This is a genomic window from Novosphingobium sp. ERW19, assembly GCF_012641315.1.
Taxonomy (GTDB): domain Bacteria; phylum Pseudomonadota; class Alphaproteobacteria; order Sphingomonadales; family Sphingomonadaceae; genus Novosphingobium.
Window position 1 is genome coordinate 17,354 of the sequence record NZ_JABAIC010000003.1, and the last position, 16,144, is coordinate 33,497.

Genomic DNA, 16,144 nt, shown 5'->3' on the forward strand with positions numbered 1-16,144 from the left:
ACTTACAAAATAGATGCCAAAACATAAGGGAGTTGGACGTGTCCGATAATAGCCAGATTGCCGCGCTCGAAAGCCGCCTTGCCGATCTCGAAAAGCGCCTGACGGTGCGCGAGGACGAACTGGACATCCGCAAGCTGCAGCACCTCTACGGCTACCTGATCGACAAGTGCATGTATAACGAGACGGTGGACCTGTTCACCGACGATGGCGAGGTGCGCTTCTTCGGCGGCGTGTGGAAGGGCAAGGAGGGCGTCCGCCGCCTCTATGTCGAACGCTTCCAGAAGCGCTTCACCTATGGCAACAACGGCCCGATTGACGGCTTCCTGCTTGATCACCCGCAGTTGCAGGACATCATCAACATCCAGCCCGATGGCGTCACCGCACTGGGCCGCGCCCGCTCGATGATGCAGGCCGGTCGCCACAAGGACTACGAAGGCGATGCCCCGCATCTCAAGTCGCGCCAGTGGTGGGAAGGCGGCATCTACGAGAACACCTACAAGAAGGTGGACGGCGTGTGGCGGATGCATATCCTCAATTACATGCCGATCTGGCACGCCGATTTCGAACATGGCTGGGCCAACACCCCGCACGAATACGTGCCGTTCCCCAAGGTGACCTACCCCGAAGACCCGACCGGCCCGGACGAGCTGATCGAGGACCACTGGCTGTGGCCCACGCACAAGCTCAACGCCTTCCACATGAAGCACCCTGTCACGGGTGAGGAAATGGTCGCACAGCGTTGGCAGGGCGACATCGACCGCGAGAACGCGCGGGCGTAAAAGCTTGCGGGCAGGGGCCCCTTCCTCCCGGCTCCTGCCCGCAAACCATGGAACAGACATGACCCAGTATCCTTCGCTCCACATGATCATCGATGGCCAGCGCGTGCAGGGCGAAGGCCGCCGCACCCACACCGTCGTCAACCCCGCCACTGGCGAAACCATCGGCGAACTGCCGCTGGCCGAAGCCGCCGATCTCGATCGCGCGCTGGAAGTCGCCGCCAAGGGTTTCCGCATCTGGCGTGACAGCACGCCGCAGCAGCGCGCCGCCGTTCTGCAGGGCGCGGCCCGCCTGATGCTGGAGCGGCAGGAAGACCTCGCCCGCATCGCCACTATGGAAGAGGGCAAGACCCTGCCCGAGGCGCGCATCGAAGTCCTGATGAACGTCGGCCTGTTCAATTTCTATGCGGGCGAAGTCTTCCGCCTCTATGGCCGCACGCTCGTCCGCCCCGCCGGGCAGCGCAGCACGATCACCCACGAACCGGTCGGCCCGGTCGCTGCGTTCGCTCCCTGGAACTTCCCGCTCGGCAATCCCGGGCGCAAGCTCGGCGCGCCCATTGCCGCTGGCTGCTCGGTCATCCTCAAGGCAGCGGAAGAAACGCCCGCTTCCGCGCTCGGCGTCCTCCAGTGCCTGCTCGACGCTGGCCTGCCCAAGGAAGTGGCGCAGGCCGTGTTCGGTGTGCCCGATGAAGTCAGCCGCCACCTGCTCGGCTCGCCGGTGATCCGCAAGCTGTCGTTCACCGGCTCGACCGTCGTCGGCAAGCACCTCATGCGCCTTGCCGCCGACAACATGCTGCGCACCACGATGGAACTTGGTGGCCACGGCCCGGTCCTGATCTTCGGCGATGCCGACGTGGACAAGGCCCTCGATACGATGGCCGCGTCCAAGTACCGCAACGCAGGCCAGGTCTGCGTCAGCCCCACCCGCTTCATCGTCGAGGAAAACGTCTTCGAGCGCTTCCGCGATGGCTTTGCCGAGCGCGTCGGACGCATCAAGGTCGGCAATGGCCTTGAGGACGGTTCGCAGATGGGCCCGATGGCCAACGCCCGCCGCCCCGAGGCGATGGACCGCCTCATCGGCGATGCCATCACGCGCGGCGCACGCCTCCACACCGGCGGCGAACGCATCGGCAATGCCGGGTACTTCTACGCGCCCACGGTCCTCTCCGAAGTACCGCTCGACGCCGCGATCATGAACGAGGAGCCGTTCGGCCCCGTCGCGCTGATCAACCCGTTCAGCGGCGAAGAGGCGATGATCGCCGAAGCCAACCGCCTGCCCTACGGTCTCGCCGCCTACGCCTGGACCGAAAGCGCCTCGCGCCAGAAGCGCCTCACCCGCGAGATCGAAAGCGGCATGATCGGCCTCAACTCGACCATGATCGGCGGCGCGGACTCTCCCTTCGGCGGCGTGAAGTGGTCGGGCCACGGCGCCGAAGACGGCCCCGAAGGCGTCCTCGCCTGCATGGTCACCAAGGCCGTGCACGAAGGTTGATCGGCGGGCTTTGACGTGATCGGGAAACATCAGGGCAATGTGCCGACACTAACGCGCAAGGGTCATCCCCACTTGCCCGGAGTTTCCCATGCGGCGCACGCGTCTCCTGCTGGCCGCCGCCGGCCTCTGCTTCCCCGCCACGGCCATGGCCGCGCAGGAAGACGAACAGGTCTGGCTGGCCCAGTTCTCGACGATCGAGGTCGGGCAGAAGGTTCTGCTCTTCACCGATGTGCAACTGCGCTTCACCGATGGAGCGGACCGGCTGGGGCAGGTCCTGCTGCGTCCCGCCGTCGGCTATCGCATCACGCCCAGCGATACGCTGTTCCTCGGCTACGCCTATGTCCGCACCGAACCCTTGAACGGCACGCCGACCGACGAGCACCGCATGTTCCAGCAGGCGCTTGTTCGCGTGGTCGGCGGCCCCGGCAAGACGACGGTTACCTCTCGCACCCGTCTCGAACAGCGCTGGCTGGAAGGGCGCTCCGGCATGGGCTGGCGCCTGCGTCAGCAGGTGCGCGTCGAAACGCCGGTGACCAAGGGCCTCAACGCCATTGTCTGGGCCGAACCCTTCGTCAATTTCGACACGACCTCATGGGGCCAGCGCGCCGGGTTCGACCAGCTGCGCGGCTTTGCCGGGGTGGGCGTGCCTATCGCCAAGGGCATTGCCATCGAGGCGGGATATTCGGGCCAGTACGTCAACCGTTTCAACGTGCCCGATCGCATGAACCACATCGGCAGCCTGTCGCTCACCATCCGCAAGTGATGGACCGCAGGCTGTCTTCCCCGGGAAGGAAGCCTGCATGACGACAGAACTCAAGACCGGTGGCGAACAGGGCTACCTGCGCATCGCCACCGAGGAAGCCTTCGCCACGCGCGAGATCATCGACGTCTACTTGCGCATGATCCGCGACGGCACGGCGGACCGCGGCATGGTCTCGCTCTGGGGCTTCTACGCGCAGTCCCCGTCGGAGCGCGCCACGCAGATTCTCGAGCGCTTGCTCGATCTCGGCGACCGCCGCATCGCCGACATGGACGCCACCGGCATCGACAAGGCGATTCTCGCCCTGACCTCGCCAGGCGTACAGCCGCTGCTGGATATCGAAGAGGCCAAGACGCTCGCCACCCGCGCCAACGACACGCTCGCCGATGCCTGCGAAAAGCACCCCACCCGCTACATCGGCATGGGCACCGTCGCCCCGCAGGACCCGGAATGGTCGGCGCGCGAGATTCATCGCGGCGCCAAGGAACTCGGCTTCAAGGGCATCCAGATCAACAGCCACACGCAAGGGCGCTATCTCGACGAGGCGTTATTCGACCCGATCTTCCGCGCCCTCGTCGAGGTTGACCAGCCGCTCTACATCCACCCCGCCACTTCGCCGGATTCGATGATCGGCCCGATGCTCGATGCCGGGCTGGACGGCGCGATCTTCGGCTTCGGCGTCGAGACCGGCATGCACCTGCTGCGCCTCATCACCATCGGCATCTTCGACAAGTACCCGAGCTTGCAGATCATGGTCGGCCACATGGGCGAGGCGCTGCCCTACTGGCTCTACCGCCTCGACTACATGCATCAGGCCGGCGTCCGCTCGCAGCGTTACGAGCGCATGAAGCCGCTCAAGAAGACCATCGCGGGCTATCTCCAGTCCAACGTCCTCGTCACCAATTCGGGCGTGGCGTGGGAGCCGGCGATCAAGTTCTGCCAGCAGGTCATGGGCGAGGACCGCGTGATGTACGCGATGGACTACCCCTACCAGTACGTCGCGCAGGAAGTTCGCGACATGGACGCCATGGACATGAGCGCTGAAACCAAGAAGAAGTTCTTCCAGACGAATGCGGAGAAGTGGTTCAAGCTTTGACCCGCGCCGGGAGGGAGAGCCGATGACCATGGAACCGCGCCGCACTCTGGCCCCAGGCGCATGGTACGCGCTTGTCCTCGTCGCGCTGACCAACGCGATGAGCCTGCTCGACCGGCAGATCCTCGCCATCCTCGCACCTGCGATCAAGAAGGACCTCGCCATCGGCGATGCCGAGATGGGCCTGCTTTACGGTACCGTCTTCGCGCTGTTCTATGCGTTGTTCTCGCTGCCTGTCGGGCGTCTGGCCGATGGCTGGATCCGCACTCGCCTGCTGGCGATCAGCCTGCTGTTCTGGTCTGCCGCCACCGGGCTTGCCGGATTCGCGTCGAGCTTCGCAATGCTCGCCCTCTCGCGCCTCGGCGTCGGCATCGGCGAGGCCGCGACGCAGCCTGCCGGGACCTCGCTGGTCTATGACTTCTGGCCCAAGCACCGCCGCGGCTTCGTCATGTCGGTCATGGCCTCCGCCATTGCTCTCGGCCTTGGTGGTTCGCTGATCCTTGGCGGCGTCGCCGCGCACTGGTGGGACGCGAACCACGCGGCCGGCGGCCTCAAGGGCTGGCAATTCGCCTTCCTCGTCGCCGCCGCGCCCGGCTTCGTGCTCGCCGCCTTCCTGTGGACGCTGAAGGAGCCCACGCGCGGCCAGATGGACGGCATCGAGACCGCGCCCGAGGCCCACCCCTTCGCGCGAAGCATCGCATTGCTCGGCTCGGTCACGCCGGGCTTCCACTGGATCGGCATGAAGGGCAGGGGCGCCAGCCCGGCGATGATACGCGGCAATCTTCTGGCCCTGGCGCTGATCGCCGTTGCCGCCTTTGCGCTAACCCTGCTCAGCAACGCGATCAGTCCCAAGCCGCCGATGCTGCTGGGCAGCATCGCCATCAACCCGCATGCCCTGCAGTGGAGCGTGATCGGCCTCGGTGTCTTCGTCATCGTCAACCTGATGCAGGGCATGAAGCTGGGCGATGCCCAGGCCTTCCGCGTCATCTCGCGCTCACCCACGGTGATGATGTGCATTGCCGTCGGCACGCTGCAGTCGGTGATCAACTACGGGATGATGGCGTTCAACCCCAGCTTCCTGATCCGCACTTATGGCCTGACCATGCAGGAAACCGCGCTGCAGTTCGGACTGCTGTCGGCGGCCATGGGCATCATCGGCCCGCTGGCATGGGGACCCCTGTCAGACTGGCTGAACCAGCGCTTCCCCGGCGCCGGCCGCGCCTGGGTCGCACTCTTCGCGATGGCCGTCTCGCCGGTCATGTCATTCTGGGTCTACTACGCCGCCGATCCCGGCAGCTTCTACGCCCGCTTCCTGATCTACAGCTTCATCCTCACCGGCTGGATGCCGCCGCTCTACGCGATCATGTACGATCAGGTCCTGCCGCGCATGCGGGGACTCACCTCCAGCCTCTACCTGCTGGTCATGACGATCCTCGGCATGGGCATCGGCCCCTACGTCGTCGGCCTCCTGTCCGACGCCACCGGCTCCTTGCGCACCGCGATGCTCTCGATCAATGCGGTCGCGATCCCGATCGCGGTCCTGATGCTGTTCATCGCTCGCCGCGCACAGCGGGATGAAGGGGCGCTTTTGGAGAGAGCGGAAGGGTGACCGATCAGGTCACCCGCCACACCCAAAGCTTGATCCCCAAGGGATACCGCGCGCCCGAACAGACAAAGATCGACCGGTTCATCCAGTCGTACTTCCCCTTGGGCGCGATGAACTCGGGCACGGTGCGGAAGTAATACTCCGCCGGGTCCACGTCCTGCCCCGAGGCCAGTCGCTGCATCACCTCTGGGGGGCCATGCCGCAGCCCGCGATTGCGGATCTGGATCACCACCCCGTCATCGGTTTCAAGCGCATAGATCGCATCGGCCACGGTCACCCCGTCCGGCCGCGTCACCTGCCAGTCGGCCGCATTGCCGATCAGCTTACCCTTGATCAGCGGGCCTTCCACGCGCCCGCCGCCAACAATCGGAATGATCCGTCGCGTCCCGTCATAGGTTTCGCCGATGGGCACTGGCGGCTCGAGATCGCCGGTCGCCTCGTAGACGAACTCCAGGCCTGGTTGGATTCTGGGCTGAATCACGCCGCCATCTCCTTCTCGACCAGCCCGATCTCGTCCGCATTCGCCCAGTTGCCATGCAGGCCAAAACGCAGGCGGATCGGGATGTGTACCGTGGCCACCGGACCTTTCTCGATCTCCAGCGCGTCGAAGATCAGCAGGTCGCTGCGCTGGTCCTCCAGACGGTTACACACCTGCACGATCCAGCCGTCGCCTTCGGGCGCATCCTTCGAACGCGGCACGAAACATGGCTCCTGCAGGCTGGAGACCGGCCCGCACCACCAGTGCTGTTCGCGCCCGGTCTCGAAGTCCTTGTGGAACAGGCAGTTCATCAGCAACCCGCCGGCACTGCCGCCCCGAAGCTCGACCGGCCTCTTCATGTCCATCTCGAGGAACCAGCCGTGGCGCGTCTTGCGCCCGGCGAAACGGTCGTCGATGCGCGGAAACTCGGCAGCCGTGTCCGAAAGTTTCACGATCTCGGCAAAGTCGTCGCCGTTGCTCGCCATGTCGACAACCCAGTCGGTCGGGTAGCTCATCGCTTCCATGCCGTTGAACGGCGCGCCGTGGACGTCCGGGAAGAACGGGAACATGTTGTTCTTCGCCTCGCAGGTCACGAAATGAACTTTCGTCCCTTCCTGCCAGGCGTTGAGCACGTGGCTGGCAAAGCAGTTGTCGCGGGTGAACCAGCGGATGTCTTCCTGCCGCACGTCGTCGCGGCGGGGAATGATACCAAGGTGCACCGGCTTGGTCGTGTCGAAGCCGAAGTGCGGCATGCCCTTTTCCAGCCGCTCCCAGCTGCCGATCGAGGGCACGATGTGCAGCACCAGGTAATCCTCGGTGATGCCGAAATCGTGCATCATGCAGTAGTAGGGCACCTTGAACCACACCTCGCGGATCAGCTCGCCGGTGGGGCTCACTTCCATGTAGGTCACATCGTCGGTGCACAGGCCGGATGCCGCATAGCCGATAGCAACCATGTTGCCGGTCACGGGGTCCACCTTGGGATGGGCAGTGAAAGTCTGGCCGGTCATCTTCCCGCCGAACTTCTCGAACCCGAACGTCTCCATCGTCGCCGGGTCCATGACGAGGGCAGGGGAGTCCTCCTTCATCGCCCACAGCTTGCCGCCGAAGATGAAGGCGTTGGTGTTGGCGGTCGAACGGATCTCGCCCTTCACCGCCTCGTCGTCGGTCAGCGGATTGCGATAGGCGCCGAACAAGGCCTTTCCGGCCGCATTTTCCAGCTTCCACTTGTCGGTTTTCGCCCAGCGCTGGCGGAAGTCCACCTGGCCATCATGGATATGGAAGCGGGTGATCATGCCATCGCCGTTGAAGGCGATGTCATCGGCAAGGCGTGGGGGAAACTGCGGGTCGGGCTGGACGCGATAGAATGCGCCGTTTAACCCTTGCGGAATCGTGCCTTCGTGGGCCAGATCGGCGATATCCGCCTCGATCCGCGATGGCGTGTTGAATCCCGTGAAGCTGGGGGTGTTCGGAAATTGAGCCATGGCATCCTCCTAGCGATATTGTATGTAATGCTAACAATTAGACAAGCGCATTCGTTGGGGCCGCGTTTGTTGGGGGAAGGGCATTGATCAAGGACAAATTCGCCGACGCCATCGCACCCGTCGGCCACACCGACGAGGACGACGTCGGCGCGATCAACGATATTCTCGGCTTCCACATCCGTCTCGCCCACGGCGCGTGCCTCAGGCATTTCACAGAAACCTTCACTGATCTCGATCTCACGCAGAAGCAGGTCTCGGTGCTCTGGCTGGTCGATGATCACCCCGGCATCGCGCAGACCGATCTGGCGCAGCGCCTGCGCATGGACCGTGCCACCACCATGGCCATCATCAACCGCCTTCAGGCCAAGCACTTCCTGCGGCGCGACCGCTCACCCAAGGACGGGCGCAAGCAGGCGCTGTTCCTCGAACCCGATGGCATCGAGATGCTGGGCCGTGCCAAGCAGGCCATTGGCGAGCACGAGGCCTGGGTGAAAAGCCGCTTTTCCGACAAGGAAGTGCGGCAGCTCATCGAACTGCTTTCCAGAATCCACGAATAAGTTATAACAGATAGCAATAAGTGTTTTTGGAGAGGAATCGGGCCGCATGTCACAAACCCCGCGCGAGGTGATCGAGCAGACGCCGATGGGCGTTCGCCAGTGGATCGTGGTGGTCCTGATGGTGCTGTTGAACGCGCTCGACGGGTTTGACGTATTGTCGAGCGCCTTTGCCGCGCCGGGGATCACCGCCGAGTGGGGCATTGCCCGCCCGGCGCTGGGCGTGGTGCTTTCGGCCGAACTGCTCGGCATGGGCTTCGGTTCGGTGCTGCTGGGCGGCGCGGCAGACCGCTATGGCCGCAAATCCACCATGCTGGTCTGCCTCGTGCTGATGGCGATCGGCATGTACCTGGCAAGCATTGCGGCGTCGGTTCAGCCGATGGTCGCTTACCGGTTCCTCACTGGCATCGGCATCGGCGGGATGCTCACGACCACCAACGCGGTGGTTGCCGAAAGCACCAACAGCCGCTGGCGCTCCATCGCCATCGCGGTCTACGTGGCGGGCTATCCGCTGGGCGCGATCATCGGCGGAATTGCGGCGTCGGAATGGCTGCTGCCCACTTACAGCTGGCACGCGGTCTTCGTGTTTGGTGCGGTGGTAACCGCAGTTCTGATCCCCATCATTCTGGTGCTGGTGCCGGAAACGGCGGCCTATCTGGTGACGAAGCGCAATCTCGCGGGCGTGAACCGCACGCTCGCCGCTTTCGGCAAGCCTGCCGTCAGCGATCTGCCAGTGATCGTGCCGGGCGCCGCCAAGCCGCGCGTCACCGATATCCTGTCAAACCCCAGACTGCGCCCGGTCACCCTGCTGCTGGCGTTCGGCTACACATTCCACTGCATCACCTTCTATTACATCCTGAAGTTCGGCGTGCAGATCGTGTCCGATTATCCGCCGGGCTATCCGCCGGCGCAGGCGGCCACGGTGCTGACATATGCCAACATCGGCGGGTTCCTCGGCAGCGCGCTCTTCGGCTTCGTGATGGCACGGCTGGGAGTCAGGTGGCCAACCGCGCTGATGCTGCTGATCGGCGCGATGCTGGTGGCTTGGTTCGGCACCGGTCGTGATACGTTGAGCGCTTGGCAAATGGCGACGATGATCGCCGGCTTCTTCACCAATGCGGCGATCAGCGGCTATTATGCCGCCTTCGCGCGCGGCTTCCCGGCTTATGCGCGGGCCACCGGCACAGGTTTCGCGCTGGGCGTGGGGCGGCTGGGCGCTGCGGGAAGTCCGCTGCTGGCGGGCACCCTGTTCGGCTGGCTGGGGGATGACCAGCTGTTGACGGTGTCTGTCATCATGGCGATGGGCTCGATTGTCAGCCTTGTGCTGTTCCTGATGCTGCCCGAGCGTGATGGCGACGACGTGGTGGCCGAGTAGGATCGCTTCATCATACGCCGTTATCGGGAAGGGTGAAATGCGCGTGACCAGAAGCCTCGTTTTGCCCCTTGTTTGTCTGGCCCTGTTAGGGGGGAGTTGCGGGGGAGTTGCCGCAGAGTCCCCCCAGAGTTCGCGAGAGTTGGAAACTGCCTCTCCGCTGGTCTGGGACGGCCACAACGACGTACCCGAACAGCTCCGCGAACGCCGCAAGGACGTGCTGGAAGGCTTTGATTTCAATGACTCCCGTGCGTCGGGCATGATGACCGACCTGCCCGGAATGCGCGCCGGAAACGTCGGCGCGCAGTTCTGGTCAGTCTATGTCTCGGCCGATCTGTCTGAACCGCAGGCAGTGCAGGCAACACTCGAACAGATCGACGTGATGAAGCGCCTGATCGCGCGGCATCCGGCCGAAATGCAGTTCTGCACCGACACCGCTTGCGTCGAAAAAGCGTGGAAATCAAGGAAGATAGCCTCGCTTCTCGGCATGGAAGGGGGCCATTCCATCGGTGGTTCCTTGGGCGTGCTGCGCCAGATGTATGCCCTCGGCGCGCGCTACATGACGCTGACCCACTTCAGGAACAACGCCTGGGCCGACAGCGCCACCGACGCCCCGGCGCACGATGGTCTGACGCCGTTCGGTGTCAAAGTTGTCAAGGAAATGCAACGGCTTGGCATGCTGGTCGATCTCGCCCACGTGAGCGAGGCGACGATGCGCGACGTGCTCGCGCTGGGTGGTCCGCCGCCGATCGTAAGCCACTCCAACGCCCGCGCGATCAACCAACACGCCCGCAATATATCGGACGAGACGCTGAAGGCCATCGGCGCAGCGGGCGGGATTGTCATGGTCAACTTCTACCCGCCCTATGTCGTTGAAGCGGCACGACAATGGAGCGCGTCGCGCGATGCCGAAGTGGCTCGCGCCAAGGCACTTAACCGCGGCGATCCCGATGCCGAGAAGGCCGCGATCGAAGCATGGGACAAGGCCAACCCGATGCCGCGCGGCAGCATCAAAGATGTCGCCGATCACATTGATCACATTGCGAAACTGATCGGCGCCGACCACGTCGGCCTCGGCGGAGACCTCGATGGTGTCGAAGCCACGGTCCAGGGCTTGGAGGACGTCTCGACCTATCCCGCGCTCTTCGCCGAGTTGAAGCAGCGCGGATGGTCGCAGGCGAACCTTGCAAAACTGAGCAGCGGCAACATGTTGCGCGTGATGAAGGCGGCTGAAATCTATGCCGCCGCGCACCGCGCCGACCCGCCGCTCGAAAGCCCGACAACGTTCTGACGTTTCATTTTCGCTCTCGACGCAGTGACAGGATCACGGCAAGATAGTTTGGTTCAATAACAATCTGGACGGAGAGACCACCTTGTTCACCCACACTTTCCTCGGCACCAACGACATTGAAAAATCGCGCAAATTCTACAGCGCGGTGATGCAGACGCTCGGCCACAATGCGGTGGAACTGCCGCACGGCACGCTGTTCCCTTCGCCCAACGGCTCGCTGATCGTGGCCAAGCCCGGCAACGGCGAAGCGCACACCGTCTCGAACGGCTACACCCTCGGCTTCAAGGCGGCTGACTCCTCGGTGGTCGATGCCTGGCACGCCGCCGGACTTGCCAACGGCGGCACCTGCGAAGGGCAGCCGGGCGTGCGCGAAAATTCGCCGGGCAAGCAGTACGGAGCTTACCTGCGCGATCCCGATGGCAACAAGATCTGCGCTTTCGCGCCCAATCCGAACGCCTGATTCCGTTCGATCCGACGATTAAAATTGTGGCAGGGCAGGGGCTTGGCGCTCCTGTCCTGTTTTCTTGGGCTGTCGGCTCGCCGCGCCGGGGCACCATTTGGCCGCATCCAGCGTTGAGGGCGACATGCACCGCCTCCTCGCTCCCCTCGCAATCCTCCTCGCCTTGTCCGGCTGCAATGGCGCAGGCGGGGGCGGCAAGCCCGTCCGCACGTCCGACGCGATCGAGGTCGAGCCTGCGCCGTCGCTGATCACGGTCCCGGTAGAGGCCGATCTGGCCGACCTGTCTCGCGTGCTGGAACGCGGGATTCCCCAGCAGTTGTGGACGATCGACAAGCCGGGCCAGACCTGCGTCAAGAGCAAGGGCCTGGACATCGGCATCGCCACGATCAAGACGCCAAAGCTGAAGTGCCGCATCATCGGCGCGGTCACACGCGGGAGCCTGCGGCTGGAAGGATCAGGCCGCGACATCCGCATCGCGATGCCGCTCCATGCCAAGATCCGCGCCGAAAACGTCGCCGGGCTGATCGACGAATCCGCAACTGCCGATGCCATGGCCCATGCCGTTGTGCGGCTCGACATCGCGCCTGACTGGACTCCGCGCGGCAGGGTGGACATCAGCTATGACTGGACCGACGCACCCCACGTCGATTTCATGGGGCAGCGCATCGACATTGCCGACAAGGCGGATGAGAAACTGCGGCCGGTCATTGCCAAGCTCGAACGCGATCTGCCGGGAGAACTGGGCAAGCTGCACTTGCGCGAAGCGGTGGCCAAGGCCTGGGCCGATGCTTTCACCACGGTTTCGCTGAACCGTGAAAACCCGCCGGTGTGGATGCGCATTACTCCGCGTGAATTGCGCTATGGCGGCTATCAGGTGGTTGGTGGCAAGCTGCGGTTGCGGCTGGGCCTCCAAGCCTTGACCGAGACCTTCGTCGGCCAACGACCGGCTGATCCCAAGTCCGCTCCCTTGCCGAACATGAAGCGGCTGGAGCAGAGCGCGGGCAAGCTCGAATTCTTCCTCCCGGTCTTTGCCGACTATCGCGAACTGGAGCCGGTGCTGATGAAGGCGCTGACGAAGCGGTCGGCACAGCCGTTCGACGTGCCTGGCGTGGGCCCGGTCATGGCGCAGTTCAAGGCGGTGGAGATCTATGGCACCAAGGGTGGCAAGATCGCGGTCGGTATCAACTTTTCCGCCCGTCCTCAGGCGGGTGGGGAGACTGCCAGCGGCACGGTGTGGCTCACCGGAAAGCCGGTGAATGCGAAGAACTCCCGCCGTGTCGGCTTCGAGGACCTGAGCGTCAGCGGCACGACCGACATGACCGGCGGCGATCTGATCATCGACCTGATCAATGCGCCGGGCGTGGCGCAGTACGTGGCCTCGTCGCTGACCCAGGATTTCGAGCGCGACTATGCCAAGTTGCTCGGCAAGGTCGACCGCGCGATAGAGGTCAAGCGCGAGGGCGATTTCATTGTCGAGGCGGACCTGCTGCGCACGCGATCCGGACAATTGCAGGCGGCGGGGCAGGGGCTTTACCTGCCGGTCTGGGCTACCGGCACGGCGACTGTGCGCGTGGTGAACTGACCATCATGGCGTGAAGTCTGTGATCCCATAGGGCACCAGATCGCGTTCGTGCGGATCGACGACGATGGCGCGGTCGCTGGGCGGGAAGGCGCGCTGATCGCACTTGTCGCGCGGGCAGATGCGGCAGGAGATGCCGATCCGGGTGACCGCCTCGGGCCGGGCGAGGTTGATGCCGTCGGCATAGATGAATTCGTCAGCCAAAGCGGCTTCGCAACCCAGCGCCACGGCATAGCGGCGGGGTGTGCGGTAGTAGCTGCCCGAAGGCTTCACCAGCCCCTTGGCAATCGAGACATAGCGCACGCCATCGGGCATTTCGGCGGCCTGGACGTGGATGCGGTCGGGGATCGCCACGGCTTCGTGCACCACCCATAGCGGACAGGCGCCGCCGAAGCGGGCGAACTGCAGGCGCGTGGCGGAGTGGCGCTTGGTGATGTTGCCGGCCATGTCGACGCGGCAGAAGAACATCGGAATGCCGCGTGCCTGCGGGCGTTGCAGCGTCGAGAGGCGGTGGCAGACCTGTTCGAAGCTGGCGCCGAAGGTCAGACGCAACTGGTCGATATCGTGGCGCAGCGCACGGGCGCGGGTGCGGAACCACTCGTAGGGCATGATCAGCGCGCCCGCCGCATAGTTGCCGAGGCCCACCGTCAGCAGCTGGCGCGCGGCGTCGGACTGCAGCGTTGCCTCACCGACAATCGCGCTGATCTCCTCGCGCAGGGCTTCGGCGGCAAGCTGGTAGGCGATCTGGAAGCGAGCGGATTCAATGGGTTGGTTGGGGTCGATCGTCAGCCGCCGTGCCTCTGGATCGAAGCGGCGCATGGCCCCGCCGCTGACCTGCTCGACCGCGATGCCACGGCTTTCAAGCCAGATCGCCATCTGCGCCGAGGTTGGCGTCATGCCGGTGCCGGACAGGCGCACGGCGAGTCGTTCGGCGGCGCGGTCGATGCTGTCGACGTAGTTGTTGGCGTGGTGGAACCAGTCGCGCACTTCCTCCCACGGCAGGCGGCCGCCGGAAATGCTGTCCGAACCCAAGGCTTCGTCGATGGCTTCGAGGCGCTGGACCGAGCGGCGATGCTGGTCCCACAACTGCGCAAAGGCGTGAGCAAATGCGGGATATTGCTCGGCCACGCGCTCGACCTGATCGCCGGGAAGCATCTGACCGAGCATCGGATCGGCCGTGGCATCGCGCAGCGCGGAAAGCACGGGTTCGACCCGGTCCGCGGCGAAGTCCTGCCATTCGACCGGGAAGCTTTGCTGCAACCGGTCGGTCAGCGCAGGGGTGAGTGGGCGCTCGTCATTCTCGATCTGCGAGAGATACGAGGCGCTGATGCCCAGAAGCGATGCCATCTCGCCCTGACGCAGCTTGCGCGTGATGCGCAAGGCCTTGAGCTGTTCGCCTGCAAACAAGCGGCGTCGCGCCATTTATACCGTCCCCCAACTCCGGCCAGTTTTGCAAAGTGGCCCTTCGCAAGTTTGCAGAATAACATTGGACTTGGCAAGCGGCGTGGCGCAGTTGGAACGCCGATCCGCGCCCAGTGTCGTTCTGGCAGGGCGCGGGCGCGGCTCTGGCGTGGCACCTCGGGGAGGAGGAGCTGGCCGGAGTCGCAGCAGAAAACGGTCCGCCAGTCAGAAGAAGGGATGCCACGCATGTCCGCCAATATCGCCGAAATGGAAAAGCGCCGGGAAGCCGCGCGGCTGGGTGGCGGGCAGAAGCGCATCGATGCGCAGCACGCCAAGGGCAAGCTGACCGCGCGTGAACGCCTTGAAGTGCTGCTCGACGAAGGCAGCTTCGAGGAAGTGGACATGTACGTCGAGCACAACTGCGTCGACTTCGGCATGCCCGATACGGTCATCCCCGGCGATGGCGTCGTCACCGGTTCGGGCACGATCAACGGCCGTCTGGTCTATGTGTTCAGCCAGGACTTCACCGTGTTCGGCGGATCGCTGTCGGAACGTCACGCGCAGAAGATCTGCAAAATCATGGACATGGCGCTGAAGGTTGGCGCGCCGGTGATCGGCCTCAACGATTCGGGCGGCGCACGCATTCAGGAAGGCGTGGCGTCGCTTGGCGGCTATGCCGAAGTGTTCCAGCGCAACGTGCTGGCATCGGGCGTGGTGCCGCAGCTTTCGCTGATCATGGGGCCTTGCGCGGGCGGCGCGGTCTACTCGCCGGCGATGACCGACTTCATCTTCATGGTGAAGGACAGCTCCTACATGTTTGTCACCGGCCCGGACGTGGTGAAGACGGTGACCAACGAGGTTGTGACGCAGGAAGAGCTGGGCGGCGCGGTGACGCATACGACCAAGACTTCGGTTGCCGACCTTGCGCTGGAGAACGATATCGAGGCGCTGCTCGCCGCGCGCGACTTCTTCGATTACCTGCCGTTGTCTAACCGCCAGGATGTGCCCGAGCGGCCGACATCCGACCCCTATGACCGTCTCGAGCCGAGCCTCGACACGATCGTCCCGGCTTCGGCGACGCAGCCCTATGACATGCACGAAGTCATTCGCAAGACGGTGGACGAGGGCGAGTTCTTCGAAATCCAGCCCAAGCATGCGGCCAACATCATCTGCGGCTTCGGGCGCGTCGAAGGCCGCACCGTGGGCGTGGTCGCCAACCAGCCGATGGTGCTGGCCGGCGTGCTCGACATCAACTCGTCGAAGAAGGCGGCGCGGTTCGTGCGCTTCTGCGATGCGTTCAACATTCCGATCGTGACCTTCGTCGACGTTCCGGGCTTCCTCCCCGGCACCGCGCAGGAGCACAACGGCATCATCAAGCACGGCGCCAAGCTGCTGTTCGCCTATGCCGAGGCAACCGTGCCCAAGATCACCGTGATCACCCGCAAGGCCTATGGCGGCGCCTATGACGTGATGGCCTCGAAGCATCTGCGCGGTGACTTGAACTACGCCTGGCCGACCGCCGAAATCGCGGTGATGGGCGCCAAGGGCGCGGTCGAGATCATCTTCCGCGGCCTCTCTGCCGAAGAGCAGGCGGTCAAGACGAAGGAATACGAGGACCGCTTCGCCAACCCGTTCGTGGCGGCAAGCAAGGGCTTCATCGACGAGGTGATCCACCCTCACTCGACGCGCCGCCGCGTGGCGCTGGGCCTCAGGAAGCTCAAGAACAAGAGCCTCGAGAACCCGTGGAAGAAGCACGACAACATTCCGCTGTGACCTGACCCAAGACTTTGGAAAGACT

The 16,144-nt window shown here is 64.2% G+C and carries 14 protein-coding genes; 11 read left to right on the plus strand and 3 right to left on the minus strand.

Translation table 11 applies throughout. The features are described from left to right. The first annotated feature begins 38 nt into the window (after positions 1-38). The 5 genes from HGI46_RS06010 (at position 39) to HGI46_RS06030 (ending at position 5,730) form a co-directional block, all read left to right on the plus strand. Positions 39-779 (plus strand): nuclear transport factor 2 family protein, encoded by a 741-nt coding sequence (locus HGI46_RS06010; RefSeq protein WP_168903508.1) that lies wholly within the window; start codon positions 39-41, stop codon positions 777-779. Positions 780-837: 58 nt separating this feature from the next. Then, on the plus strand, positions 838-2,268 hold the full coding sequence (locus HGI46_RS06015; protein ID WP_168903509.1) for an NAD-dependent succinate-semialdehyde dehydrogenase: 1,431 nt from the start codon (positions 838-840) through the stop codon (positions 2,266-2,268). Positions 2,269-2,356: 88 nt separating this feature from the next. Then, positions 2,357-3,031, plus strand: a complete 675-nt coding sequence (locus HGI46_RS06020; protein ID WP_168903510.1) for a DUF2490 domain-containing protein — start codon at positions 2,357-2,359, stop codon at positions 3,029-3,031. 37 nt (positions 3,032-3,068) lie between these two features. Beyond that, positions 3,069-4,124 (plus strand): amidohydrolase family protein, encoded by a 1,056-nt coding sequence (locus HGI46_RS06025; protein WP_168903511.1) that lies wholly within the window; start codon positions 3,069-3,071, stop codon positions 4,122-4,124. Positions 4,125-4,146: 22 nt separating this feature from the next. Beyond that, the gene (locus HGI46_RS06030; protein WP_168903512.1) at positions 4,147-5,730 is read left to right on the plus strand and encodes an MFS transporter; all 1,584 of its coding nucleotides are present in this window, start codon (positions 4,147-4,149) and stop codon (positions 5,728-5,730) included. A 4-nt stretch (positions 5,731-5,734) separates the two neighbouring features. Here the strand turns inward: HGI46_RS06030 and HGI46_RS06035 are convergent, their stop codons facing one another. After that, entirely contained in the window at positions 5,735-6,208 is a 474-nt protein-coding gene (locus tag HGI46_RS06035) for a DUF3237 domain-containing protein (RefSeq protein WP_168903513.1), read from the minus strand. Further along, positions 6,205-7,689, minus strand: coding sequence for a carotenoid oxygenase family protein (locus HGI46_RS06040; protein ID WP_168903514.1), 1,485 nt, complete (start codon positions 7,687-7,689; stop codon positions 6,205-6,207). The genes HGI46_RS06035 and HGI46_RS06040 overlap by 4 nt, the downstream gene beginning before the upstream one ends. An 83-nt stretch (positions 7,690-7,772) precedes the next feature. Here HGI46_RS06040 and HGI46_RS06045 point away from each other — a divergent pair, with 83 nt between their 5' ends. From HGI46_RS06045 to HGI46_RS06065, 5 genes are all read left to right on the plus strand, one after another. After that, positions 7,773-8,246 (plus strand): MarR family transcriptional regulator, encoded by a 474-nt coding sequence (locus HGI46_RS06045; RefSeq protein ID WP_168903515.1) that lies wholly within the window; start codon positions 7,773-7,775, stop codon positions 8,244-8,246. A gap of 46 nt (positions 8,247-8,292) precedes the next feature. Further along, the gene (locus HGI46_RS06050) at positions 8,293-9,618 is read left to right on the plus strand and encodes an MFS transporter (RefSeq protein WP_168903516.1); all 1,326 of its coding nucleotides are present in this window, start codon (positions 8,293-8,295) and stop codon (positions 9,616-9,618) included. A 139-nt stretch (positions 9,619-9,757) separates the two neighbouring features. Beyond that, entirely contained in the window at positions 9,758-10,906 is a 1,149-nt protein-coding gene (locus tag HGI46_RS06055) for a dipeptidase (RefSeq protein ID WP_240946616.1), read from the plus strand. An 82-nt stretch (positions 10,907-10,988) separates the two neighbouring features. Continuing rightward, positions 10,989-11,366: a VOC family protein gene (locus HGI46_RS06060; RefSeq protein WP_118073182.1), complete on the plus strand. Its 378-nt coding sequence runs from the start codon at positions 10,989-10,991 to the stop codon at positions 11,364-11,366. Positions 11,367-11,490: 124 nt separating this feature from the next. Then, positions 11,491-12,948, plus strand: a complete 1,458-nt coding sequence (locus HGI46_RS06065) for a DUF4403 family protein (protein ID WP_168903518.1) — start codon at positions 11,491-11,493, stop codon at positions 12,946-12,948. 3 nt (positions 12,949-12,951) lie between these two features. Here the strand turns inward: HGI46_RS06065 and HGI46_RS06070 are convergent, their stop codons facing one another. Next, entirely contained in the window at positions 12,952-14,367 is a 1,416-nt protein-coding gene (locus HGI46_RS06070; protein ID WP_118073183.1) for a helix-turn-helix transcriptional regulator, read from the minus strand. Positions 14,368-14,592: 225 nt separating this feature from the next. Here HGI46_RS06070 and HGI46_RS06075 point away from each other — a divergent pair, with 225 nt between their 5' ends. Beyond that, positions 14,593-16,119: an acyl-CoA carboxylase subunit beta gene (locus HGI46_RS06075; protein WP_168903519.1), complete on the plus strand. Its 1,527-nt coding sequence runs from the start codon at positions 14,593-14,595 to the stop codon at positions 16,117-16,119. Positions 16,120-16,144: the final 25 nt, after the last annotated feature.